Source organism: Halomonas tibetensis (assembly GCF_042643535.1).
Classification (GTDB): Bacteria; Pseudomonadota; Gammaproteobacteria; order Pseudomonadales; family Halomonadaceae; genus Halomonas; species Halomonas tibetensis.
The window spans coordinates 1-23656 of record NZ_JBHRSQ010000010.1 but is presented as its reverse complement, the minus strand read 5'-3'; the positions used below and the strand labels follow the sequence as shown (position 1 = coordinate 23656).

General features: G+C 62.6%; 19 protein-coding genes. 15 read left to right on the top strand and 4 right to left on the bottom strand.

The features are described from left to right. The first annotated feature begins 25 nt into the window (after positions 1-25). Genes ACFODV_RS07985 through ACFODV_RS07970 form a run of 4 tightly spaced genes read left to right on the top strand, consistent with a single transcriptional unit; the run spans position 26 to position 3844 of the window. Positions 26-805 (top strand): ABC transporter ATP-binding protein, encoded by a 780-nt coding sequence (locus ACFODV_RS07985; protein ID WP_379757327.1) that lies wholly within the window; start codon positions 26-28, stop codon positions 803-805. After that, positions 792-1496 carry an ABC transporter ATP-binding protein gene (locus ACFODV_RS07980; protein WP_379757324.1) on the top strand — a complete coding sequence of 235 codons (705 nt, stop codon included), beginning with the start codon at positions 792-794 and terminating at the stop codon, positions 1494-1496. The genes ACFODV_RS07985 and ACFODV_RS07980 overlap by 14 nt, the downstream gene beginning before the upstream one ends. A 30-nt stretch (positions 1497-1526) precedes the next feature. Further along, positions 1527-2534: a branched-chain amino acid ABC transporter permease gene (locus tag ACFODV_RS07975; protein ID WP_379757321.1), complete on the top strand. Its 1008-nt coding sequence runs from the start codon at positions 1527-1529 to the stop codon at positions 2532-2534. Then, positions 2534-3844 (top strand): branched-chain amino acid ABC transporter permease, encoded by a 1311-nt coding sequence (locus ACFODV_RS07970; RefSeq protein WP_379757318.1) that lies wholly within the window; start codon positions 2534-2536, stop codon positions 3842-3844. Before ACFODV_RS07975 ends, ACFODV_RS07970 begins: the two co-directional genes overlap by 1 nt. 104 nt (positions 3845-3948) lie before the next feature. Here the strand turns inward: ACFODV_RS07970 and ACFODV_RS07965 are convergent, their stop codons facing one another. Beyond that, positions 3949-5154 (bottom strand): ABC transporter substrate-binding protein, encoded by a 1206-nt coding sequence (locus ACFODV_RS07965; protein ID WP_379757315.1) that lies wholly within the window; start codon positions 5152-5154, stop codon positions 3949-3951. 195 nt (positions 5155-5349) lie between these two features. Between ACFODV_RS07965 and ACFODV_RS07960 the strand changes: the two genes are divergently transcribed. The 4 genes from ACFODV_RS07960 (at position 5350) to ACFODV_RS07945 (ending at position 10133) form a co-directional block, all read left to right on the top strand. After that, the gene (locus tag ACFODV_RS07960; protein WP_379757312.1) at positions 5350-6141 is read left to right on the top strand and encodes a dienelactone hydrolase family protein; all 792 of its coding nucleotides are present in this window, start codon (positions 5350-5352) and stop codon (positions 6139-6141) included. 2 nt (positions 6142-6143) lie between these two features. Continuing rightward, positions 6144-7199 carry a C45 family autoproteolytic acyltransferase/hydolase gene (locus ACFODV_RS07955; RefSeq protein ID WP_379757309.1) on the top strand — a complete coding sequence of 352 codons (1056 nt, stop codon included), beginning with the start codon at positions 6144-6146 and terminating at the stop codon, positions 7197-7199. A gap of 308 nt (positions 7200-7507) precedes the next feature. Then, positions 7508-8938 (top strand): bifunctional enoyl-CoA hydratase/phosphate acetyltransferase, encoded by a 1431-nt coding sequence (locus ACFODV_RS07950; protein ID WP_379757306.1) that lies wholly within the window; start codon positions 7508-7510, stop codon positions 8936-8938. 1 nt (position 8939) lies between these two features. Continuing rightward, on the top strand, positions 8940-10133 hold the full coding sequence (locus tag ACFODV_RS07945) for an acetate/propionate family kinase (protein ID WP_379757303.1): 1194 nt from the start codon (positions 8940-8942) through the stop codon (positions 10131-10133). On the opposite strand, the gene ACFODV_RS07940 is transcribed toward ACFODV_RS07945, so the two are convergent. The 3 genes from ACFODV_RS07940 to ACFODV_RS07930 form a co-directional block, all read right to left on the bottom strand. Further along, complete coding sequence (locus ACFODV_RS07940; protein ID WP_379757300.1) at positions 10130-10717, bottom strand: DUF4202 domain-containing protein; 588 nt, start codon at positions 10715-10717, stop codon at positions 10130-10132. The two genes, ACFODV_RS07945 and ACFODV_RS07940, sit on opposite strands and share 4 nt — an antisense overlap. Before the next feature lie 94 nt (positions 10718-10811). Further along, positions 10812-12290, bottom strand: coding sequence for a DASS family sodium-coupled anion symporter (locus tag ACFODV_RS07935; RefSeq protein WP_379757297.1), 1479 nt, complete (start codon positions 12288-12290; stop codon positions 10812-10814). A 153-nt stretch (positions 12291-12443) separates the two neighbouring features. Beyond that, positions 12444-13520, bottom strand: a complete 1077-nt coding sequence (locus ACFODV_RS07930; RefSeq protein ID WP_379757294.1) for a DUF2235 domain-containing protein — start codon at positions 13518-13520, stop codon at positions 12444-12446. Between the two features lie 389 nt (positions 13521-13909). Between ACFODV_RS07930 and ACFODV_RS07925 the strand changes: the two genes are divergently transcribed. The 7 genes from ACFODV_RS07925 (at position 13910) to ACFODV_RS07895 (ending at position 23581) form a co-directional block, all read left to right on the top strand. Beyond that, positions 13910-14971 carry a C4-dicarboxylate ABC transporter substrate-binding protein gene (locus ACFODV_RS07925; RefSeq protein WP_379757291.1) on the top strand — a complete coding sequence of 354 codons (1062 nt, stop codon included), beginning with the start codon at positions 13910-13912 and terminating at the stop codon, positions 14969-14971. A gap of 132 nt (positions 14972-15103) precedes the next feature. Beyond that, the gene (locus ACFODV_RS07920) at positions 15104-15622 is read left to right on the top strand and encodes a TRAP transporter small permease subunit (RefSeq protein ID WP_379757288.1); all 519 of its coding nucleotides are present in this window, start codon (positions 15104-15106) and stop codon (positions 15620-15622) included. After that, a complete protein-coding gene (locus ACFODV_RS07915) occupies positions 15619-16947 on the top strand; it encodes a TRAP transporter large permease (RefSeq protein ID WP_379757285.1) in 1329 nt (442 codons plus the stop codon). Before ACFODV_RS07920 ends, ACFODV_RS07915 begins: the two co-directional genes overlap by 4 nt. 299 nt (positions 16948-17246) lie before the next feature. Further along, positions 17247-19703, top strand: a complete 2457-nt coding sequence (hsdR, locus tag ACFODV_RS07910; protein ID WP_379757282.1) for an EcoAI/FtnUII family type I restriction enzme subunit R — start codon at positions 17247-17249, stop codon at positions 19701-19703. A gap of 116 nt (positions 19704-19819) precedes the next feature. After that, positions 19820-21304, top strand: coding sequence for a type I restriction-modification system subunit M (locus ACFODV_RS07905; RefSeq protein ID WP_379757279.1), 1485 nt, complete (start codon positions 19820-19822; stop codon positions 21302-21304). Further along, positions 21301-23124, top strand: coding sequence for a restriction endonuclease subunit S (locus ACFODV_RS07900; protein ID WP_379757276.1), 1824 nt, complete (start codon positions 21301-21303; stop codon positions 23122-23124). The genes ACFODV_RS07905 and ACFODV_RS07900 overlap by 4 nt, the downstream gene beginning before the upstream one ends. A 4-nt stretch (positions 23125-23128) precedes the next feature. Then, positions 23129-23581, top strand: a complete 453-nt coding sequence (locus tag ACFODV_RS07895) for an AAA family ATPase (RefSeq protein ID WP_379757273.1) — start codon at positions 23129-23131, stop codon at positions 23579-23581. The last annotated feature ends 75 nt before the right edge of the window (positions 23582-23656 follow it).

Sequence of the window (23656 nt, the reverse complement as noted above, 5' to 3'; positions counted from 1 at the left end):
AGACAACAACGGAGAAAACCTCCTCATGGCCCCCATGATCGACGTGCGACACGTCCACAAGGCCTTCGGTGGCCTCAAGGTGATCAACGACTGCTCGCTGTCGGTGGAGAAGGGTTCCATCACCGGGTTGATCGGCCCCAATGGCGCCGGCAAGTCGACGCTATTCAACATCATTGCCGGCGCCTTGCCGCTCGACAGCGGCCAGGTGCTGCTCGAGGGCGAGGACATCACCAACTGCCCCGCGAACGAACTGTTCCACAAGGGCCTGCTGCGCACCTTCCAGATCGCCCACGAGTTCTCCCATATGACCGCCCTGGAGAACCTGATGATGGTGCCACCCCGCCAGGCCGGAGAAAGCCTGTTCAATGCCTGGTTCAACCCCGGAAGGGTCAGGCAGGAGGAGGAGGGAGTGCGCCGCCGCGCCCTGGAGGTGATCGACTTCGTCGGCCTGCACCATGTGCGCAACGAACTGGCCGGCAATCTCTCCGGCGGCCAGAAGAAGCTGCTGGAGCTCGGCCGCACCATGATGACCGACGCCAAGGTCGTGCTGCTCGATGAGATCGCCGCGGGGGTCAACCGGACTCTGCTTGGCGACCTGGTCGAGAACATCGAGCGGCTCAACCGCGAGATGGGCTACACCTTCCTCGTCATCGAGCACGACATGGACATGATCGCCCGGCTCTGCGACCCGGTGATCGTTCTCGCCCAGGGCAGCGTGATGGTCGAGGGCTCCATCGAGGAGATCCAGAACAATCCCGACGTCATCGAGGCTTACTTTGGAGCTCCCCAAGATGCCACTACTTGAAGCGCGCGATGTGCACGGCGGCTACGGTGGGATGAACATCCTCAACGGCGTGAACATGGTCATCGACGCCGACGAAATTGGCGTGATTGTCGGGCCCAACGGTGCGGGCAAGTCCACCATGCTCAAGGCCATCTTCGGCCTGCTGACGGTCAGCCAAGGCGACATCCTGCTGCGCGGCGAACCAATCCACAACCTGCCGCCCAACAAGCTGGTGCAGAAGGGCATGGGGTTCATTCCACAGGAGAAGAACGTCTTCCCGAGCCTCTCGGTAAAGGAGAACCTGGAGATGGGGGCCTTCCTGAAGCCGCAGAACACCCAGCGCATGCTCAAGACGGTCTACGGCTTCTTCCCCCCCCTTTATGACAAGCGACGCCAGCCCGCCGGCGAACTCTCCGGCGGCCAGCGCCAGATGGTGGCCATGGGCCGCGCGCTGATGGCAGAGCCTGAGCTACTCCTGCTTGACGAGCCTACTGCCGGCCTCTCGCCCCTCTATATGAACGAGATCTTCGAGCGGGTGAAGGAGATCAACGCCGCCGGCGTCGGCATCCTGATGGTGGAGCAGAACGCCAAGCAGGCGCTGGCCATTGCCGACAAGGGCTTCGTACTGGCCGCCGGCCAGAACCGCTTTACCGATACCGGCGCCGCCCTGCTGGCGGATCCGGAAGTGGCCAAGAGCTTCCTGGGCGGCTAGAGCCGCCACCGGGAACGGGAGAGATCTGTCGTGAATGAACTGGTGTTCTTCATCAATAACGTCGTGGTCGCCGGCAGCGTAACCGGCTCGATCTACGCCATTGGCGCGGTGGGCGTGACGCTGGTGTTCAGCATCATGCGCTTTGCCCACTTCGCCCATGCCGACATGATGACCTTCGGCGCCTTTATGGTGCTGCTGCTCACCGCGGCATTTCCGGGGGTTGGGTCGGTCGTGGGGCTGCCCACGCCGGTCGTCATGTTGCCGCTGGCCATGGTGCTCACCGCGCTGCTGGCGGTGGGCATCGACAAGGCCTTTTACAAACCGCTGCGAGCCCACGGGGTCAAGCCCATTGTCATCGTGATTGGCTCACTGGGCGTCACCCTGATGCTGCAGGGGCTGATTCGCCTGTTCGCCGGCACCAGCGGCCAGAACCTTTATATGGCCGGCGAGCGCAAGGAGATCTACCGCCTCGCCCTGCCCTTCGAGGGAGTCCGTGCGCCGATCGTGATTACCGAGCCGCAGATCATCCTCCTGGTGCTCACCATCGCCTGCGTGATCGGCCTGCACCTCTTCCTCAACCGCTCGCGGCTGGGCAAGGCGATGCGCGCCATGTCGGACAACCCTGACCTTGCCCGCGCCTCCGGCATCAATACCAACACCATCGTCGCCGTGACCTGGGTGATTGCCGGCGGCTTGGCCGCCATCGCCGGCACCCTGCTGTCGCTGGACGTGACCTTCAAGCCCGACCTCAGTTTCTTCCTGCTGCTGCCGATTTTCGCCGCCGCCATCGTCGGCGGCGTTGGGCATCCTTACGGCGCCATCGCCGGCGGCTTCGTGGTGGGCTTTGCCGAAACCCTGGCGGTATTCAACTGGGCAGTGCTGCTGCGACCCTTCCGTGACAGCCTGCCCGAGTGGCTCGCCCAGGCCGGCAACCTGGCCTTCGTCGGCACCGAATACAAGATCGTGGTGCCCTTCTTCATCCTGGTCGCCATCCTGGTGTGGCGCCCCACCGGTATCTTCAAGGGGAAGGTGATCTGATGAGCACACACGACAAGCACCGCGAGGACCTGGTGGATACCCCGTCACGCTTTCCCTTGCGCGAGGTGATCCTGTTTACCCTCCTGCTGGTGGCCATCCTCGGCGTGTACGCGATGATGGGCGCTGCCTATAGTACCCGCATGCTGGTCGAGGCCGCCTGTTACGCCATCCTGGCGCTGGGCCTGACCATCCAGTGGGGCTACGCCGGGCAGTTCAACGCCGGCGTGATGGGCTTCGTCGCCCTGGGCGGCTTTTGCGCCATGTTCTTCAGCGTACCGGTCAACGACGCCTTCTGGGGCACGGAACTGCCCGGGGAGCTCGCGCGCGTGCTGCTCTATGGCGCGGCGGCCGCCCTGGTGGTTTTCGGTGCCACGCGGCTCGACCGCCTGGGGGTACCCAGAACCCTGCGCACTGTTATCGCCGTGGTGCTGGGGGTGGTGCTCTACCTGGTGGTGATCAGCTTGCTGCGCGAGGTCACCGACGAGATCCAATCCCGCGCCGGCTTCGTCGGGGGCCTGGGCCTGCCGGCCTGGACGGGCTGGATCGTCGGCGGCGCACTGGCCGGTGTCGTGGGCTACTTCATCGGCCATATCTGCCTGGGTCTGCGCAGCGACTACCTGGCCATCGCCACTCTGGGCATCGCCGAGATCATCAAGGCGTTTCTCAAGAACTCCGACTGGCTGACCCGTGGCACCGCCACGGTCTCGCCGCTTCCCTGGCCCACGCCGGGACCGGCAGAGCTGGGCTTTACCCTCTCCCGGGCCATCTATCTATCGGTCACAGCGGCCATCATCGCCGTCATCTTCTTCCTGCTGCACCGCGCCTACCACGCCCCATGGGGCCGCATGATCCGCGCCATCCGCGACAACGAGACCTCCGCCGCCGCCATGGGCAAGGACATCAACCGCCGCCGCCTGGAAATCTTCGTGCTGGGCTGCATCCTGATAGGCATCGGGGGCGGCGCCCTGACCACCTTCAACAGTCTCTTCGACCCCCAGGGTTACCTCCCGCTCAACCACACCTTCCTGGTGCTGGTGATGGTGATTCTGGGCGGGCCGGGCAACAACCTGGGCACCATCTTCGGCGCCGTGGCGGTCTACATCATCTGGATCATGTCCGAGCCGCTTGCGCTATTCCTGATGCAGCTGGCGGTGAGTATCGGAGAGGGGGCCTTCGGTTGGGATGCACCGTCCAACATGGACAGCCGCGCCCTGCAGGCTCGGGTGTTCGTGATAGGCCTGCTGATCACCCTAGTGCTTCGCTTCGCCCCCAAGGGGCTGCTGCCCGAGAAGGTCAAGCACCACGGGTAGCGAGCACGTTCGACAAACGGACTGTCACCGAAAAGGCCTCGGCGGGTTTTCCGCCGAGGCCTTCTTTCGCTATTGCCTTCTGGTCATGTCTTGATGCCCCGCAATCAGGGGTTGACGATGCCTTTGCTGACGAAGCTGCCGTCTTCTACCACCATCTCGACCACCACGCCCGGCACGTCGCCGTTAGCGTCGAACTCATGGGTGCCGGAGGCGCCCTCGTAGTTAATCTCGGTACCGGCAGCAATCAGCTCTACGGCCTTCTCCCACTCGCCGGGCAGGATCACTTCACCGGGCTCAGTGGCGACGCTGCGCAGCGCCGCGGAGAGCCCTTCGCGCTCGGCGCTACCGTTCTGCTCGATGGCCAGAGCCAGCAGGAAGGCCGCATCGTAGGCCTGGGCAGCAAACACCGCACTGGGGTCAAAACCAGCCGCCTCGGCCGCCGCGTTGAAAATGTCGGTGCCCGGCAGTTCGGGGCTACCGGGGCGTGTGGCGATCATGCCCTCCAGCACATCGGCGCCGATCGCCTCGACCAGGCTGTCGCCCACCATGCCATCGGCGCCGACGTATTGGGTAAACATGCCACTCTCGTAGGCCTGGCGCAGCACCGTCTGGCCGGAAGTATCGGCATAGGCGAGCACGACCAGAGTGTCAGCGCCGCTGGCGGAGAGCGCCCCAAGTTCGGAGCGATAGTCGGCGCGGTTGTCCTCGTGGGCCAGGTTGTCGGCCACGGTGCCGCCGCCGGCCTCGAAGGCCTCGCCGAAGGCATCCGACAGACCGCGGCCGTAGTCGTTGTTGACATAGGTTACCACCACGAAGTCGATGCCCTTGTCGAGCAGCAGCTTGGCCAGCAGCTCACCCTGGAAGGCATCCGAAGGCACGGTGCGGAACACCAGGTCGTTGTCGTCCAGCTCACTGACCGCGGGTGCCGTGGAGGCGGGAGAAACCATTACCACACCGCCGGGTATACCCGCGTTATTGGCCGCCGCGATGGTCGCCCCGGTGCACAGCGCGCCGACAATGGCGGTCACCTGCTCGGTGTTGACCATGCGATCGGCCGCGTTGGAGGCCGCAGAGGCATCCGAGCAGGTGGTGTCGGCGTTGGGGATGACCAGTGTCTGACCCCCGAGAATGCCGCCCTGCTCGTTGACCTGCTGAACGGCCAGTTGGGCGCCATCATAGATAGGCGGCGTCAGGCTCTCGATGCCGCCAGTGAAGCCTCCGAGAAAGCCCAGTTTCACCTCGGCCTGGGCAGCACCGGTCAGTGCCAGTGCGGAGGCCGCTACCGCCATCGCTAATATGCTCTTCTTCATATTCTTGTTCCTGATGAGTGTGGCGAGTGTTAGGGGCGAAATATCACCTTCACAATCTGGAAGCCGTGCGCGCAAAACTCAAGCCTCGCCTGCCAACGCTGAGGCACATCTCATTATACGACCACGGGAACTGGCAAAAAGCGCACCCCTTCTGCCTATACTGAAGGCCCTCTGCTCCCGACAAGAGAAACTGCCATGCGCCTACCGACCCCCACCCACCTGGTCTCCACCCGCCTGGTTTCCATCACGTTGGCACTTGCCGCCTTCGGCCTCGCTGCCGGAAGCGCCCACGCTTTCACCCCCGCCGGACAGGACATCGTCTACGACGTGAACGGCGAGGCCTTCGAGGGTTATCTGGCCAGCGCCGAGGGAGAAGCCCGCGGCAGCGTGCTGATCATCCACGATTGGGACGGGCTGGACGACTACGAGCGCCAACGCGCCGATATGCTCGCCGAGCAGGGCTATGACGCCTTTGCCGTGGATCTCTATGGCCAGGGTAACCGCCCTCAGGAAGTCGAGAAGAAGCGCACCGAGACCGCCCGCCTTTACGAGGATCGTGAACGCATGCGCGCCCTGACGCTCGCCGGCCTGGCCGAGGCCCGCGCCCAGGGCAGCGCCGAGGCCAGTGTGTTGATGGGCTACTGCTTCGGGGGCGCCGTGGTTCTGGAGCTGGCCCGCTCCGGCGAAGCAGAAAGCGTACACGGCTATGCCAGCTTCCATGGCGGCCTGGCCACCCCGGAGGGTCAGCAGTGGCCGGAAGACGTAGGCCCGATCCTGATCGCCCACGGCGGCGCCGACAGCGCCATCCCCATGAGCCAGGTGGCCACCCTGGCCGAGGAGCTTGAGGCGGCCGAGGCGACCTACGAGATTCAGGTTTACTCTGGCGCGCCCCACGCCTTCACGGTATTCGGCAGCGACGCCTACCGAGAGCGCGCGGACGCGAAGTCCTGGGCCGCCTTTCTCGAACTGCTGGAAGAGGCCTTGTAACCATGCGGCAGGCGTTGCTCTCCGTCACCGAGCTAACCGGCAGTCGCCACGAGATCGGCCTGGCCCACGGCAGAACCCATGCCAGGCTGATCCAGCGCAGCCTCGAGGTCTATGACCGCTTGTTCCACGATTTCGTGGGCATCCGTTGGGCCGACGCCCGCGTCGAGGCAGAGCGCTTTGGCAGGATGATCGAACGTGGCTTTCCCGAGATTCTCGAGGAAATGGACGCCATCGCCGAGGGTGCCGGGGTGGAGCCCATCGACATCCTCACCCTCAACTGCCGCAGCGAAATCTCACTGACCCGCGCCAGCGGCGGCTGCTCTGCCTTTGCCCTGGCGCGTGGCGGCACCCAGTGGCTGGCCCAGAACTGGGACTGGCGCACCGACCAGCTGCACAACGTGGTCGTGCTCAAGATCAGCGGGCAGGACCACGCCCCGCTGATCAGCGTCGGCGAGGCCGGCATGGTGGCCAAGATCGGCATGAACGCCAAGGGCATTGGCGTCTGTCTCAACGCGATTCGTTCGCAGACCTGCGGGGAGGGTCTCCCGATCCACGTGGCGCTGCGCAAGATCCTGGAGAGCCCTGACCTGGAAAGCGCGGTAGCCGTGGCCACCCGCGACCGAGTCTGCTCTCCGGCCCATTTCCTGGTGGCTGACGCAAAGGGCCAAGCCGTGGGGCTGGAGGTGCACCCCGGCGAGCCGGGACGTCTCGAGGCCGAGGGTGGCGTAGTTACCCACACCAATCACCTCTACGCCGACGCCAATCAGGTGGAGGACTTCCCCCGCCCCGACTCACGTCCGCGCCTGGCGCGTCTGGACGAACTGCTGCACGAATCCCTGCCCACACAGGGCGAGATCGGCGAAAGCAAGCTGTTCGAGATTCTCAGCGACCACCACGGCGAACCGCTATCGATCTGCCGCCACTTCAACCCCGCCCAGCCCGAAGAGGAGCGCATGGAGACACTGTTCGGCGTGGTGATGAGCCTGACCGAGAGACGCCTGAGCCTGCGTCACGGCAAGCCCTGCGAAGCCGAGCAGGCCCTCGTGGTCACACTTTGACGCAGCTCCGTGCCCAGCAACGGTGAGATCTACCTGGAATCTGCCCGCATCCTGATTCCCTGACCGAGCAACAGCTACCCAACGACGCTGACGGGCCATGTCGCCATGGCCCGTCAGCCTGCTGTCTTGCCCCAGGCTCCGAGACCGACTTTTCCACCCCCCGCTCTGCAGCCCTCATGGCAGGATCCTCTAATCACAAACGCTGAGCTTCGTGCAACGCCCTGGCAGTCAACGCACGGTAACTTTTTACAGGCTATGATGGAGACTGAATTTGCTGCATTGCAGTACTCACCATCGGAGCTGCCGACATGGATGACCATAACGACGACCGCTATATCGAGAACCGCACCTTCGACGAAATTCAGGTAGGCGACGAGGCACACCTCGAGAAACGTCTGACCCTGGACGACATCAAGCTGTTCGCCATCATGTCCGGGGACGTCAACCCGGCCCATGTGGACGACGATTTCGCACGCAGTTCTCGCTTCCAGGAAGTCATCGCCCATGGCATGTGGGGCGGAGCGCTGATCTCCACGGTGCTTGGCACCCAACTGCCTGGCCCCGGCACCATCTATCTGGGCCAGACGCTGAGCTTCCGAGCGCCGGTCGCCCTGGGCGACGTGCTCAAGGTCAGCGTTCGCGTCACCGCCAAGGACGAAGCCCGCTCACAGATCACCCTGGACTGCCACTGCGAAAACCAGAAGGGCAAGGCGGTGATCGAAGGCGAGGCCCGAGTGATGGCGCCCACGGAGAAGATCCGCCGGCCCCGCACCGTGATGCCGACGGTGCGACTGGCAGAGCGCGGCCGCCTGCACGAGATCCTCTCCGCCGCCGACCACCCGCCGGCCATTACCGTCGCCGTCGTACACCCGGTGGATGATGTCTCGTTGACCGGCGCCGTGGCCGCCGCCCACCAGGGCTTGATCATTCCCCTGCTGGTCGGGCCCGAGGCGAAGATTCGCGCCACGGCCGACTCCGCCCAGCTCGACATCAGCGAATTCGAGGTCATCGACGTCCCCCATAGCCACGCCGCTGCGGAGCGTGCCGTGGCCCTGGTACGGGAAGGGCGCGCCGAGGCCATCATGAAGGGGGCTCTGCACACCGACGAGCTGATGCACGAGGTGCTCAAGCGCGACGGCGGCCTGCGCACCGAGCGCTGCATCAGCCACGTGATGGCCTTCGACGTGCCGACCTACCCGCGGCCGCTGTTCATCACCGACGCCGCCATCAACATCTCCCCCAGCCTCGACCAGAAACACGACATCATCTGCAACGCCATTGAGCTGGCACATGCCCTGGGCAATCACGACCCCAAGGTAGCCATTCTCTCTGCGGTGGAAACCATCACCCCCAAGATCCCCTCCACCCTGGATGCCGCCGCCCTGTGCAAGATGGCCGACCGCGGCCAGATCAAGGGCGGCACCCTGGACGGTCCGCTGGCCTTCGACAACGCCATCTCGGTAAGCGCCGCGCGCACCAAGGGCATCGACTCACCCGTCGCCGGCCGCGCAGACATCCTGGTCGCCCCGGACCTGGAATCCGCCAACATGCTGATGAAGCAGCTGACCTACCTGGCCGATGCCACCGGCGCCGGCCTGGTGCTGGGTGCCCGGGTACCCATCATCCTGACCAGCCGTGCCGACGAAGCCATCACACGCATGGCCTCCTGTGCCCTGGCTCTGCTGGTGGCCGACTACCAGAAGCTCAAGGGTCTGCCCGTGCCCGAACAAGGAGTTTGAGATGAGCCATATCCTGACCCTGAACAGCGGCTCATCCAGCCTGAAATTTGCCCTCTACCCGCTGGCGGGTGCCGACGCCCTCGATACCCTGTCGCCTCGCTATCGCGGCAAGTTTTCAGGGCTGAACGGCGGAACGCCCAAATTGACGCTCCAGGATGGCGAGGGCACTCCCATGGAAGTCGATATGGGCGAGCTGCCCGAGCAACTCGAGTTGCCAGGCGCCACCGCGCGGCTCCTGAGCTGGCTCGACGATCTCCCGAACCTGTCGCTCGCGGTAGTGGGTCACCGGGTGGTGCACGGCGGACGCGCGTACCACCGTCCGGTAGTGCTCACGCCCGAGATCACCGCCACGCTGAGAGGGTTCGAATCCCTGGCACCGCTTCACCAGCCCTTCTGCCTGGCCCCGGTGGCGCCGCTAGCCGAGCGCTACCCCGAGTTGCCCCAGGTGGCCTGCTTCGACACCGCCTTCCACGCTGACCAGCCGGAGGTGGCTCGGCAGTTCGCCCTGCCCCGCGAAATGACCGCGCGCGGCCTGATCCGCTACGGCTTTCACGGCTTATCCTACTACTACATCAATCAGGTACTGCCCCACCACCTGGGCGATGCCCCTCGCGAGCGAGTGATCGTCGCCCACCTGGGCAACGGCGCCAGCCTGTGCGCCATCCGCAACGGCACAAGCGTGGCCTCCACCATGGGCTTCACCGCCATCGAGGGCATGCCCATGGGCACCCGCAGCGGCAACCTCGACCCCGGGCTTGTCTTGCACCTGATCCAGCAGGAGGGCATGAGCGTCGAGGAGGTCACCGAGCTGCTCTACAAACGCTCCGGCCTCCTGGGCGTGTCCGGTATCAGCGGTGACATGCGTGAGCTGCTCGACAGTCCCGCGGAAGAGGCCCGCGAAGCGGTGGAACTCTACGCCTATCGCGCCGTGCGGGAGATCGGCAGCCTGGCGGCCGCCCTGGGCGGGCTCGACCAGCTCGTCTTCACCGCCGGCATCGGCGAACGCGCGGGCCCGGTGCGCGAAGCCATCTGCCGCGGGTGCGAGTGGCTGGGCCTCGAACTCGACCCCGAGGCCAATCGCCATGATGCCAGCCGGATCAGCACCGCCGGCAGCCGCGTTGGTGCCTGGGTCATTCCCACCGACGAGGAACGCATGATCGCCTGGTACAGCGCCCGGCTGGTGGGGCAGGCTTAACTCCCCAGCGCTTCCTCTACCAGCCTACGCGCCTCATCGCCCATGGGCAGGCCAAGCGCCAGCTCATGGGCCCGAGGCGACATCTTCTTCCAGGTCATCTGCACGATGCGAATCAGGTGGTCGTGGTCGATTTGTTTCGAAAAATCCGCAAAATAGTTCTCCAGGAACACCAGGCAGGCGCAGTCTTCCACCGCCTGGGCACCCGGGTCTCGTCCCAGGCCCTGCTTGCGGATCATTCGCAGCACCGCCTCGGCCGACGCATCATCAAAGCCCGCCTCGCGCATCAGTCCGGCGGTGGTCTCGCCGGCGCGCTGTCCCTGGTCACGCCGCCAGGTCAGATAGCCCACCCGTCCTTCCGGATAGTCGCTGCGCGGCACGGTCCAGCGCTGCAGGTGCTGCCCGCGCACCGCCAGCTGCATTAGCGCGTCGGGGCGCTCATGCAGCCGCTCCAGCCAGGCACTCATGCGCCCCGCATGCCAAAGCTCACGGGGCACGGGCTCACCCTCCACTTCCGCGCTGCGCGGATCCTGCGCATGCAGCGCATCCAGGGCGCTCAGGGTCTTCGCATAGGGGGTTTCAGTCATGCTCACTCCTGGTGATCCTTACAACTCAAGACTCCGCCCCGATCAGGCCGGCAGTGGCGATCAGCAGGGCACCTGCAACATAGTGGGAGCCTCCTCACCAATAGCCGAGAAGCTTCCACCAGAGACCGCCCACCACGACCCATACCGTAAGGTTGACCACGCTCATGATGAAGCCAGCTCGCCACCACTCGCCCAGGTCGACATAGCGGGAGCCGAAAATGACAGGCGACGTACCGGTGGCATAGTGCGTCAGCGTCATCATGATCGAAGAGGCCGCTGCCATCATGAGCACGAACGGCATCGCCGGCGCGCCCATGGCAAGCCCGACCGTCAGGAATGCCCCCATCATGGCGGTAATATGCGCCGTGGTGCTGGCGAAAAAATAGTGAGAGTAGAGGAACACCAGCACCAACACCGCACTTGCCCCAGCCCATCCTATTCCCGTTTGGGTAATCAGGCCCTGAATGGTGAAGGAGAACCAGTCAATAACGCCGAGCTGGTTGAGCTGGGAAGCCATCATGACCAGCGCACCGAACCACAACAGCGTATCCCAGGCACTTTTCTCACTCAGCACATCCTGCCAGGTCAGCACACCGGTCAACAGCAGAATGGACAAGCCAATGAAGGCCGTAGTGGTGGGGTTGAGCTGGAAGCCTTCGCCGAACAGCCACATGGGCACATCGGCCCACAGCAACAGCAGGGTCATGAAAACGCCGAGCATGATCTTCTCGTCCCGCGTTACCCGGCCCAGGTCAGCCAGCTTCTGACGAGCAAAGATGGTCGCATCATCGGTCTTCTTGATCTCGGGCGGATAGAGCACATAGAGCACCAGCGGCATCAGCGCAATCGCCACCAGGCCCGGCAGCAGCATGGCCAGCGCCCAGGTGGTCCAGCTCAGCGTGATCGCCGCTCCCGTGGCATCGGCAATCAGTTTGACCGTCAGCGGGTTAGGCGCCGTGGCGGTAATAAACATGGCCGAGGTAATCGGGTTCGCGTGGTAGTTCACCAGCGCCAGATACTTGCCGATTTTCCCGGTATTGTTGTTCTCGGGAGTAGAACCGAAGCTGTGGGCAATCGACAGCATGATGGGGTGAATGATGCCACCCCCGCGGGCAGTGTTGCTGGGAGTCACCGGGGCGATCGTCAATTCCGAGAGGGCCAGCGCGTAGCCGATGCCCAGAGTTCGTTTGCCGAAGATCGAGATGAAGTAGTAGCCGATGCGCGCGCCCAGTCCCGTCTTGATCAGGCCGCGGGATATCATGATGGCAATTGCGATGAGCCAGATCAGCGGGCTGGTAAAGCTGCCCAGGGCATCGGCAATGGCCCTGCCAGGATTGTCGCTGGTCACGCCCGAGGCGGCCACCATCGAGATAGCAATAATCGAGATCGCACCGATCGGCATTGCCTTGCCGATGATGGCGGCAATGGTGCCGATGAACATGGCCAGCATCAGCCATCCCTGATCGGACACAGCAGCCGGCTGTGGCAGCAGCCACACCACCACGCCGACCACGACCGCCGCCAGTGCCGGCAACGGCCTCAGGTCAGAGGTTCTTTCGGTAGACTTGGGCATGAGTGCGCCCCCTAATAGCATTGAAAAAAGAAGCCAGGTGAGGGCCTTCTGCGCGGAGCTGACCAGATCAGGATGCGACTTCTTTTATGCTAACAGCACTACACGAAGGTTTTATTGACCCAGACAGGTCTTACAAGGCCAAGCCCATACCGCTCAGGAAATATCCGGAGGTACGCAGCCCGCTCGTACCAGGGTCGGCGGACGGTAGCTGCTGTCTTCCCGCCAGCGGCGCCACACCGAGGGGTCGACGGTCATGCCAATCGCGGGGTTACCGTTGTGATCCTGAGCATGGTGGCGGTAGTGACGGCCGTCACCGCCCCGATCTCGCAGGGCGTGATAGTGGCGGTATAACCCCTTCAAGAAATCCTGGTAGGAATCCACCGGGTCCTTCCGGTGGGCATCGGGCAAGGACACGGGCATCCGCAGCGCAAGCCCGGCCTCGTGTGCCTTCTCGCAAATCCATTCATAGCCCAGCGTAGCCAGCGGATCGAACTTCCCATCCTCCATGCGGTAGCCGCCGCCCACATTGGAATGGGCGCCGATGAACCAGCGCTGCTCTACCTCCTCCTGACTGGGCTTCTTCTTGCCGCTGGTGTGGGTCCACAGGGCGATGTCGTAGGCCTTGCGATGCTCATCCAGCGCTACTGCCTGGTAGGCTCGCCGCACAATGGATGACAGCTCGGTATCGTGCCACGCGAAGCGGCCGTGCTCCGAAAAGCTGGTGCCGGGAATCCCCAGCGCACCCACGGTATCCCAGACCCCGATGAAGTGGATGTCGATCTCGCGGCTGTAACGGTCACGAAATTCGCAACATCGCGCATCGTTTGGCGCCAATGCCTTGTCGCGATAGAGCGATTCGGCCTTCTTCAGCAGGGAGGGGGTGGAAACCCGCAGCAGCCCACATTTGCGGATCATACCCACGAGACTGCGCGCCGTGTAGGCACCCCGGCTGAAGCCGAAGACGAACAGCTGCGTGTTCTCCACGTAGTGGCGAACCAGCCAATCGTAGCCGTTCTGCAGGTTGCGGCTCAGCCCCATGCCGAACACCCCGCCGACGAATCGCTCCCACTGCCGCGTGCCCACCCCCGGCTCGTAGTAGAAGCGCTGGCGAATGCTCTGCTCGTCGTAATCCTGGATATCCTGCGCCAGCCGGTAGACGTTGGTGCGATCCTGGGGATCGTTCCAGGTGCCATCGAACAGCAGGACCAGGCGCTGCGTAGGTTGAGACATGAGGATACTCTCCTTTGCCGATCTCCTTGCTGCGGCCCCGAGCGCACCGCCGTTCTTCAAGGCCGTGGCCTGGATTCAAGATAGGAAAGGGAGGAGAACCACGCCATAAGTGGCACCATCCACCCATTCATGCGTACCGGCCCGGGCAGTCCATGGGCGTCGCAACGCTCTCATTACCACCGCAACAACCTCCTTGGCCTCTTCCTTGCATGCTCTATTCAGTGCGATTCGCCCTGGGCGGTCGCGATCTCCCTAGCCTCGGCATATTCATGCTCAGTCCCGGGCAAAACTCTGGCTCCAGCTGCGATTAAAGTAATGGTGGATAAATTTAAACAATAACGGCCGAGCATCGCCGCAGGCTTCTCGGCCATGACAAGGGTGCGACTACAATGCATAAACTCAACCGAATCGCCGTCTCTGTAGGCCTGGCCATGGGGCTGGCTTCGGCCTCGGCCGTGGCAGAGGCTGCCGACAAGAACTGGCGCATGGCCACGCCCTGGAGCGGCGGCCCTTGGCTGGAGCGCGACGCAAAGCTCTACGCCGACCGGGTGAACCAGCTGACCGGCGGCGGCATCGAGATCGAGGTGTTCCCCGGCGGCACCCTGGGCGGTGCATTACGCGTTACCAACACCGTCAAGGCCGGCGTGGCCCAGATCAGCCACAACTACATCAACTACGACTACGGCACCGACCCCACCGCGGCGCTGCTGGCCGGTCACTCCAGCGGCCTGACGCCGGAGGAGTTCATGCTGTGGATGTACGAGGGCGGCGGCGTCGAGCTCTATGAAGCCTTCCGCCGCGACGTCTTCGACGTGGTGGCCTTCCCCTGTGCGATCCTCGGTACCGAGATCTTCCTGCACTCCAACAAGAAGGTGGAGACGCTGGAAGACTTCCAGGGCCTGCGCCTGCGCACTTCCGGTGCATGGGCGGAACTGGCGGCGCGTCTTGGTGCCTCCACCGTTGTCATGGCCGGCGGCGACATCTACAGCGCACTTGAGCGAGGCGTGATCGACGCCGCCGAATGGGGCAGCCCTGAAATGAACCGGCCCACCGGCTTCCAGGAAGTGGCCCAGTACGTGATCATCCCCGGCGTTCACCAGTCCGGCGGCTTCCTCGAGTGCCAGGTCAACGAATCCGCCTGGAACGAGCTGACCGCGGAGGAACAGGACCTGCTGCGCCTGGCAGGCAAGCTGACCGTGTTCGAGACCTGGCTGGCCAGCTCGTTCGCCGATCTGGATGCCTACCAGGAGCTGGTCGACGGTCCCAACGAGATCGTCCGTCTGGAGCAGTCGTTCATCGACACCATCTACGAAGAGACCGTGAAGTGGGAAGACGAGTACGCGGCGGAGAACGAGTGGTTCGCCCGCGTGCTTGAGTCCCAGCGCGACTTCAAGGACGCGATGAGCAGCTGGTCGGAGTACCGCCTCCCGATGGGCGGCATCGGCCGCTGATCCCGGGGCTTGTGGTGGCGTAGGCGGACAAGAACCCCGCCTGCGCCCGCGACAGCCATCCCGGGCCCCGGCCGACGCTCCAGGAGGGTCGGCCGGGGCCCTTGCCGTTTCCAGGCAATCGGAACCTGACACATGAACGTCCTGATCAAGAGTATTGAATCCCTGACCCGCTTTTCCGGGTGGATCGGCGCGCTGCTGATCTTCCCCCTGATCGGTGCCCTGGTTGTCGAGGTCTTCAGTCGCTATGTGATCGGGCGCCCCACGATGTGGGCGTTCGAGATCAGCTACATGGTGATGGGCGCCATCTTCATGCTGGGCGTATCCAACGCCCTGCGGATCGGCCAGCACGTCAGCGTGGACCTGGTGAGCCTGAAGCTGAGCTCTCGGGCCAACGCCCTGGTGCGCACCATCGGCTACCTAATCTTTCTGCCTGTGCTGGTATGGCTGGTCTGGGAGCTGTCGAAATACGCCCTCACCGCCTTCCAGGGGCAGGAGCGCTCCGGCCGTTCGGCCTGGAACCCGGTAGTGTGGCCGATCTTCACCGTGTGGTTCGTGGGCTTCGCGCTGCTGGCTCTGCAGGTGCTGGCAGAGCTGATCAAGTCCCTGGCACTGCTGATCGGCCATACACCGAACATGGAGGGCGAGGAATGAGCAGCTACCTGGCCCTGCTGATGTTCCCGGCGCTGATGGCCTTCATCATCTCCGGCTTCCCCATCGCCTTCTCGATGATCGTGGTGGCGACCCTGTTCGGCATGATCCAGTTCGGAGACGTTGCCGCCTACCAGCTGCTGACCAAGATCGAGGACACCGCCTCCAACTCGATCCTCGCAGCAGTGCCGCTGTTCATCTTCATGGGGGCGATGCTCGAACGCTCGGGGATCGCCGAGCGGCTGTTCGGGGCCATCCACATGTGGACCCATCGTCTGCCCGGCGGGCTTGGCGTAGGGGCCATCGTCATGGGCGCCCTGTTCGCCGCTTCCAGCGGCGTGGTGGGGGCCACCGAGGCGGTCATCGGCATGCTGGCGATCCCGGTGATGCTCAAGCACCACTACAGCAAGAGCCTGATGTCCGGCACCATCTGTGCCAGCGGCTCCCTGGGAACCGCGATCCCGCCCTCCATCACCGTGGTGGTGCTGGGTCCGGTGGCCGGTGTGTCGGTGGGGGCGCTGTTCAGCGGCCTGCTGATCCCTGGTTTCCTGATGGCGGTGATGTTCCTGGTCTACATCATCGGCGTGGCCTATCTGAAGCCGGAGATGGCACCGCGGGTGGAGGAGAACGAGGCCGCGGTCGAATGGCCGGAGCGGCTGCGCATCACACTGGTGGCCCTGGTGCCGACCATGGCGCTGATCTTCACCGTGCTGGGCACCATTCTGATGGGCATCGCCACGCCCACCGAGGCGGCGGCCTGCGGGGCGCTGGGCTCGGTGATGCTGGCGCTGGCCTATCGAAACCTCAACGCCGGGGTGCTGTGGCACGCGGCGATCAAGACCATGAACATCTCGGCGATGATCCTGCTGATCGTGCTGGGTGGCAGCATGTTCGCCGGGGTCTTCTTCGCCTCGGGCGGCCTGGCCACGGTACAGTCGATGCTGATGGATACCGGCCTGAGCCCCTGGATGATCCTGGGTCTGATCCTGCTCATCGCCTTCATTGCCGGCTTCGTGCTCGACCTGATCTCGGTGGTGCTGATCATCGTGCCGGTCGCCATGCCGATCGTGCGGATGCTGGGCTTCGACGAGATCTGGTTCTGCGTGGCCTTCCTCGTGGTGCTGCAGACCAGCTACCTGACGCCGCCCCTGGCGCCGGCGATCTTCTACCTGCGGGCCATCACGCCGCCGGAGGTAACCCTGCGGCACATGTACCGCGGGGTGATGCCCTTCATCGCCTGCCAGCTGGTGGTGCTAGCCCTGGTGCTGGCGTTCCCGATGATCGCGACCTGGCTGCCAGAGGTGATGAGCGGCCCCTCCTGGCGCTGAGGCGTCCAATTCCTTCTGCCACCACCATGACAGCGGTGCGGCATATGCCGCGGCGCTGTCGTCTGAAAGCAGACCCCACGCTCACGCCACTAACCCGGACACAGCACCAGCGAGATCAACCAGGGGGTGCTCGGTCCGGGGTTGTTCAGCAACTTTACCGGTGGCAACTCCAACACGCGGCTGACATTCCGCCAACGTCATCGGTCAGGCTCTCCCTGACCCACCGTGCTAACGAACAGGCAATACCGTAAGCTTGGGTAACCAACACTCGCCCCGCCATCGACCAGCAGGATGCTGCCATGGACAAGAAGGCCCTCAGCGAACGGGATATCTGCACCAAGTTCATCACCCCGGCGCTGGAGCGCGCCGGCTGGGACATCCAGGTGCAGGTGCGCGAGGAGGTGTCGTTCACCGCCGGGCGCATCATCGTGCGCGGGCGGCTGCACACTCGCGGCAAGCGGCGCCGCGCCGATTACCTGCTCAGCTACCAGAAGCACCAGCCCATCGCGGTGATCGAGGCCAAGGACAACAAGCACGGCCTCGGCGACGGCATGCAGCAGGCGCTGGCCTACAGCGACGCCCTGGACGTGCCCTTCGTGTTCTCAAGCAATGGTGATGGCTTCCTGTTCCACGACCGCACCGGCCTGGGCGGGCAGACCGAGACCGAGCTCGACCTCGACGACTTCCCCTCCCCCGATGAACTCTGGGTGCGCTACTGCCGTTACAAGGGCATCGGCCCGGCCCAGCGCCCGGTGGTAGAGCAGCCCTACTACGATGACGGCAGCGGCCGCAGCCCGCGCTACTACCAGCGCATCGCCATCAACCGCGCCGTCGAGGCGGTGGCCCGCGGCCAGGACCGCATCCTGCTGGTGATGGCCACCGGTACCGGCAAGACCTTCACCGCCTTCCAGATCATCTGGCGGCTGTGGAAGGCCAAGCAGAAGAAGCGGATCCTCTTCCTCGCGGACCGCAACATCCTGGTCGACCAGACCAAGAACAACGACTTCAAGCCGTTCGGCCAGGCCATGACCAAGGTCACGAACCGTACGGTGGACAAGTCCTACGAGCTCTACCTCTCGCTCTACCAGGCGGTGACCGGCAGCGAGGAATCTCAGAACATCTACAAGCAGTTCTCGCCGGACTTCTTCGACCTGATCGTCATCGACGAATGCCACCGCGGCAGCGCAGCGGTGGATTCCGCCTGGCGCTCGATCCTCGAATACTTCTCCTCGGCTACCCATATCGGACTGACCGCCACGCCCAAGGAGACGAAAGAGGTCTCCAACATCGATTACTTCGGCGAGCCGGTCTACACCTACTCCCTCAAGCAGGGTATCGAGGACGGCTTCCTCGCCCCCTACAAGGTGGTGAGGGTGGATATCGACCGCGACCTGCAGGGCTGGCGGCCCAGTAAGGGCCAGGTGGACAAGCTCGGCCAGGAGATCGAGGACCGCATCTACAACCAGAAGGATTTCGACAGGCACCTGGTGCTGGAGAAACGCACCGAGCTGGTGGCGCGCAAGATCACAGAGTTTCTGGAGGGCAGCGACCCCTTCCAGAAGGCCATCGTCTTCTGCGAGGACATCGACCACGCCGAGCGCATGCGCCAGGCGCTGGTCAACCTCAACCCCAGGCGCGTGGCCGAGAACCGCAAGTACGTGATGCGCATCACCGGCGACGAGAACGAAGGCAAGGCCGAACTCGACAACTTCATCAACCCGGAGGCGCGCTACCCGGTAATTGCCACCACCAGCAAGCTGATGACCACCGGCGTCGACGCCCAGACCTGCAAGCTGATCGTGCTCGACCAGCGCATCCAGTCGATGACCGAGTTCAAGCAGATCATCGGCCGCGGCACCCGCATCAACGACGACTACCACAAGCACTGGTTCACCATCCTCGACTTCAAGAAGGCCACCGAGCTGTTCGCCGACCCGGACTTCGACGGCGATCCGGTGAAGGTCTACCAGCCCAGGGGCGACGACCCCGTCGTGCCGGACGACGAACTGGCCGATGACGAGGTGGCACATGGCGACAGCGCCGGGTCGCTCGCCGACACCCAGGCGGAAGGCGTCGAAGAGGACCTAGCCGGCTACGAACTTGAGGAAGGCGCCATCTGGCAGAGCGACGACGTCTTCGGTGGCAATAGCCTCAGCGACGACGAAGGCCCCGGCAAGCGGGTGAGGTACGTGGTCGACGACGTGGAGGTCAGCGTAGTCGCCGAGCGGGTGCAGTACCTGGGCCTGGACGGCAAGCTGATCACCGAGAGCCTGCGCGACTACACCCGCAAGAAGGTAAAGGAGCAGTTCGCCTCCCTGGATGACTTCCTGCGCCGCTGGTACGACGCCGAGCGCAAGCAGGCGATCCTCGACGAGCTGGCCGAACAGGGCGTGCTTTGGGAGGAACTGGCGGCCGAGCTTCGCAAGACCTGGGGCGACGAGCCCGACCCCTTCGATGTGATCTGCCACATCGCCTTCGACCGCCCGCCGCTGACCCGCCGCGAGCGCGCCGAGCAGGTGAAGAAGCGCGACATCTTCACTCGCTATGAAGGCCAGGCCCGCCAGGTGCTGGAATCCCTGGTCGACAAGTACGCCGACTCAGGGATAGAGCCCATCGAGGACCCCAAGGTGCTCACCCTGGCCCCCTTCAGCGCCATCGGCGCGCCCATGGAGCTGGTGAAAGCCTTCGGCGGCAAGCCCGGCTATACCCGCGCCGTGCACGAACTGGAAGACGCCCTCTACCAGACCCGCGGCTGAGCGTTATCCTGTGGCTTCTCGTTACCAAGCTGCCAAGCGTTATCCACACCCGATGCCGGCCCAGCCCCTGTGGATAGTCCGGCATCCACCCCGAATCGCAAGGAATCGACACTCCCATGAGCATCAGCAGCACCATCAAGTCCATCCAGGACATCATGCGCAAGGACGTGGGCGTCGACGGCGACGCCCAGCGTATCGGCCAGCTCGTCTGGATGCTGTTCCTGAAGATCTTCGACGACCGGGAGCAGGAGTGGGAGATGTTCAATGAGGACTACCGCTCGCCGATCCCCGAGCCGCTGCGCTGGCGCCGCTGGGCCGCCGACCCCGAGGGCATGACCGGCGACGAGCTCAAGGACTTCGTCGACACCATGCTGTTCCCAGGCCTGCAGCAGCTGCAGCCCCGCGGCGACGACACCCGTGGCGTGGTGATCCGCAACGTCTTCGAGGACGCCTACAACTACATGAAGTCCGGCCAGCTGATGCGCCAGGTCATCAACAAGCTGCAGGACGGCATCGACTTCAACACCCAGGATGACCGCCACCAGCTCGGCGACATGTACGAGCAGATCCTCAAGGACCTGCAGAGCGCCGGCAACGCTGGGGAGTTCTACACCCCGCGCGCGGTCACCGAGTTCATGGTCAACCGCGTGGACCCGACGCTCGACGAGATCGTGATGGACCCGGCCTGCGGCACCGGCGGCTTTCTCACCTGCACCATCGAGCACAAGCGCGCCCGCTACGTGAAGACCCCGGAGGACGAGCAGACTCTGCAGCGCAGCATCCACGGAGTGGAGAAGAAACCGCTGCCCCACCTGCTGGCCACCACCAACCTGATCCTTCACGGCATCGAGGTGCCCAGCCAGATCAAGCACGACAATACCCTGGCGCGCCCGCTGATCAGTTGGGGGCCCCGCGAGCGGGTCGACGTCATCATCGCCAACCCGCCCTTCGGCGGCATGGAGGAGGACGGCATCGAGACCAACTTCCCCCAGGCCTTCCGCACCCGCGAGACCGCCGATCTTTTCCTGACGCTGTTCATCCACCTGCTCAAGGAGCACGGCCGCGCCGCCGTGGTGCTACCGGACGGCTTTCTGTTCGGCGAGGGCATGAAGAGCCGCCTCAAGGAGAAGCTGCTGACCGAGTGCAACCTGCACACCATCGTTCGGCTGCCCAACGGCGTGTTCAACCCCTACACCGGCATCAAGACCAACCTGCTGTTCTTCACTAAGGGCCGGCCCACCGAGGCCGTGTGGTACTACGAGCACCCCTACCCCGAAGGCGTGAAGAACTACAGCAAGACTCGGCCGATGAAGGTCGAGGAATTCGCCACCGAGATCGACTGGTGGGGCGACGAGCGCGACGGCTTCGCCGCCCGCGAGGAAACCGAGCAGGCCTGGAGGGTGGGCATCGAGGAGATCCAGGCGCGCAACTACAACCTGGATATCAAGAACCCCCACCAGGGCGAGCAGATCAGCCACGACCCCGACGAGCTGCTGGCGAAGTACGCCCAGCAGCAGGCCGAGATCCAGGAGCTGCGCGACCAGCTCAAGCAGATCCTCGGCGATGCGCTGGGTCATGCTGGACAGGAGGGCCGGGCATGAACGTGCGCGAGTCAAAGCTGACCAGCGCTGGGGAAATCGGCAGTGCCGATGTATCGGGATTGCTAATCGACCACTTGGATCTCTGGTCCGGCGCCGTTACCACCCGATCGACGGCGGGAAGAGGTCGCCATGGAAAGATCGAACTCACCGGCATCAAGAAGCTGCGCGAGCTGATTCTGGAGCTCGCCGTGCGCGGCAAGCTGGTGGAGCAGGACCCCAGCGACGAACCCGCCGGCGTGTTGCTGGAGCGCATCGCCGAGGAGAAGGCGAGGCTGGTCAAGGAAGGGAAGATCAAGAAGCCCAAGAAGCTGCCGGAAATCACGGAGGAAGAGAAGCCGTTTGAGCTGCCGGAAGGCTGGCAATGGGCAAGGCTGTCCGATGTTCTTCGAGTTATAAATGGCCGAGCCTACAAGAAGCATGAAATGCTTCAAGAAGGCACCCCACTGCTGCGGGTTGGAAATCTCTTCACTTCCAATGAGTGGTACTACTCAGACTTGCAGCTTGAGGATGACAAATATATCGACCATGGCGACCTGATCTATGCTTGGTCAGCATCATTTGGCCCCTTTATCTGGGATGGCGGAAAAGCCATCTACCATTACCACATCTGGAAGCTCGAGCTATATGATCACTTATACACCAGTAAGCATTTTCTCTATAATTATCTGAAAGCTGTAACTGAGGAAATTAAATCTTCCGGAAGTGGCATCGCTATGACTCACATGACGAAGGCCAAAATGGAAGAGCTAGTTTTACCGTTTCCTCCGCCGAAAGAGCAACAGCGTATCGTCGAAAAAATCGACGAGCTAATGGCCCTCTGCGACCGACTGGAGCAGCAGGTCGGCGACCAACTGGAAGCCCATGAGGTGCTGGTCGATACTCTTCTAGGCTCTTTATTCAAACCCGCCGAAGGCTCTCTCACCCGCTCCACCGACGCCGCCGAAGTGGTCGAGAACTGGGCTCGCATTTCCGAGCATTTTGATACTCTCTTCACCACCGAAGCCAGCATCGACAAGCTCAAGCAGACCATCCTCCAGCTGGCGGTGATGGGGCGGTTGGTGGAGCAGGACCCCAATGACGAGCCCGCCATCGTATTGCTGGATCGCATCGCTGAGGAAAAGGCTAGGCTGGTAAATGAAGGCAAGATCAAGAAGTCGAAAGTGGCACCAGAGTCACAGGAAGAAATTGTACCTTTCAAAATTCCAGGACGTTGGAAATGGTGTAGGCTAGAAAATATCACATTATATTCAGAGTCCGGCTGGAGCCCTCAATGCAACAACGGACCGCGCAGCGAAGGTAATTGGGGCGTATTGAAAGTTAGCGCCGTTTCTTGGGGAAATTTCAAGCCCGATGAAAACAAAGGATTACCAAAAAACTTAGCGCCACGGGCTGAACTCGAAGTAAGGCCCAGTGATTTCTTGATATCCAGGGCCAATACAGCAGATCTCGTTGCTCGTTCTGTCGTTGTACCAACAACCACCCCAGAAAAGCTAATGCTGAGTGATAAAATAATAAGAGTGGTCTTCTCGAAATACATTCACCAACCATATGTCAACATATTCAACAATAGCCAATATGCCAGAGAATATTATTCAAGCGTTGCTGGTGGAACAAGTCACTCAATGAAAAATGTTTCCAGAAGTCAAATCAACCAGCTCCTTACCCCGTTACCACCATTCGATGAGCAGGTGCGTATCTGTAAAGCTGTAGAAAACATGCTTTTTCTATGTGAGGCGATAAGAAAAAAATTACATTCATTGGAGAAGCTTAAAGAAGAGCTGGCAAATGGAATTGTGAGAAAAGCATCAGGGGATAAATAAAATCATGAGATTCAAGAAGATATATATTGAAAATTACAAAAACCTAAAAGATTTTGAAATTGTTTTCGATGAAGAAGAATTCATGGATATTTTTGTAGGAAGGAATGGAAGTGGGAAATCAAATCTCATAGAAGCTATAGTAAAGATTTTTCGAAACATCTATGGCGGGAAGGAATCTCCGCAGTCAAACTTTAATTACAAAATCTCTTATGAAATTGAAGGCAAAGCAACTATAATAGAATGGCGCGACGGGTTGTTTTATATCGACGAGAGCAGAACTGGAAAAAAACAAATCGGCAACGTTACCCTTCCAGAGAATGTAATAGTTTATTATTCTGGGCACAATGAAACAGTAGTGAACGCTGTAAAGGACTCCGAGGAGTCATTCAGAAAGAAGATAAAAACAGGCTCTTCGTCGTCGGGTGTGGAATTCGCCCCCGTCGTTGAGCCACGATAGAGCCTCCACGATGACAGGAGGCATGGCATGGACGGCACCCAGATTCTGACCCTCGGCCTGGGCCTGGAAGCGCCC

What these genes read in the sequence shown, in the direction of transcription:
- ACFODV_RS07980 (WP_379757324.1), top strand. Translation starts at nt 792, where the DNA reads ATGCCACTACTTGAAGCGCGCGATGTGCACGGCGGCTACGGTGGGATG.
- ACFODV_RS07935 (WP_379757297.1), bottom strand. Translation starts at nt 12,290, where the DNA reads ATGCCCAAGTCTACCGAAAGAACCTCTGACCTGAGGCCGTTGCCGGCA.
- ACFODV_RS07970 (WP_379757318.1), top strand. Translation starts at nt 2,534, where the DNA reads ATGAGCACACACGACAAGCACCGCGAGGACCTGGTGGATACCCCGTCA.
- ACFODV_RS07950 (WP_379757306.1), top strand. Translation starts at nt 7,508, where the DNA reads ATGGATGACCATAACGACGACCGCTATATCGAGAACCGCACCTTCGAC.
- hsdR (WP_379757282.1), top strand. Translation starts at nt 17,247, where the DNA reads ATGGACAAGAAGGCCCTCAGCGAACGGGATATCTGCACCAAGTTCATC.
- ACFODV_RS07940 (WP_379757300.1), bottom strand. Translation starts at nt 10,717, where the DNA reads ATGACTGAAACCCCCTATGCGAAGACCCTGAGCGCCCTGGATGCGCTG.
- ACFODV_RS07985 (WP_379757327.1), top strand. Translation starts at nt 26, where the DNA reads ATGGCCCCCATGATCGACGTGCGACACGTCCACAAGGCCTTCGGTGGC.
- ACFODV_RS07900 (WP_379757276.1), top strand. Translation starts at nt 21,301, where the DNA reads ATGAACGTGCGCGAGTCAAAGCTGACCAGCGCTGGGGAAATCGGCAGT.
- ACFODV_RS07930 (WP_379757294.1), bottom strand. Translation starts at nt 13,520, where the DNA reads ATGTCTCAACCTACGCAGCGCCTGGTCCTGCTGTTCGATGGCACCTGG.
- ACFODV_RS07895 (WP_379757273.1), top strand. Translation starts at nt 23,129, where the DNA reads ATGAGATTCAAGAAGATATATATTGAAAATTACAAAAACCTAAAAGAT.
- ACFODV_RS07960 (WP_379757312.1), top strand. Translation starts at nt 5,350, where the DNA reads ATGCGCCTACCGACCCCCACCCACCTGGTCTCCACCCGCCTGGTTTCC.
- ACFODV_RS07905 (WP_379757279.1), top strand. Translation starts at nt 19,820, where the DNA reads ATGAGCATCAGCAGCACCATCAAGTCCATCCAGGACATCATGCGCAAG.
- ACFODV_RS07915 (WP_379757285.1), top strand. Translation starts at nt 15,619, where the DNA reads ATGAGCAGCTACCTGGCCCTGCTGATGTTCCCGGCGCTGATGGCCTTC.
- ACFODV_RS07955 (WP_379757309.1), top strand. Translation starts at nt 6,144, where the DNA reads ATGCGGCAGGCGTTGCTCTCCGTCACCGAGCTAACCGGCAGTCGCCAC.
- ACFODV_RS07945 (WP_379757303.1), top strand. Translation starts at nt 8,940, where the DNA reads ATGAGCCATATCCTGACCCTGAACAGCGGCTCATCCAGCCTGAAATTT.
- ACFODV_RS07965 (WP_379757315.1), bottom strand. Translation starts at nt 5,154, where the DNA reads ATGAAGAAGAGCATATTAGCGATGGCGGTAGCGGCCTCCGCACTGGCA.
- ACFODV_RS07920 (WP_379757288.1), top strand. Translation starts at nt 15,104, where the DNA reads ATGAACGTCCTGATCAAGAGTATTGAATCCCTGACCCGCTTTTCCGGG.
- ACFODV_RS07925 (WP_379757291.1), top strand. Translation starts at nt 13,910, where the DNA reads ATGCATAAACTCAACCGAATCGCCGTCTCTGTAGGCCTGGCCATGGGG.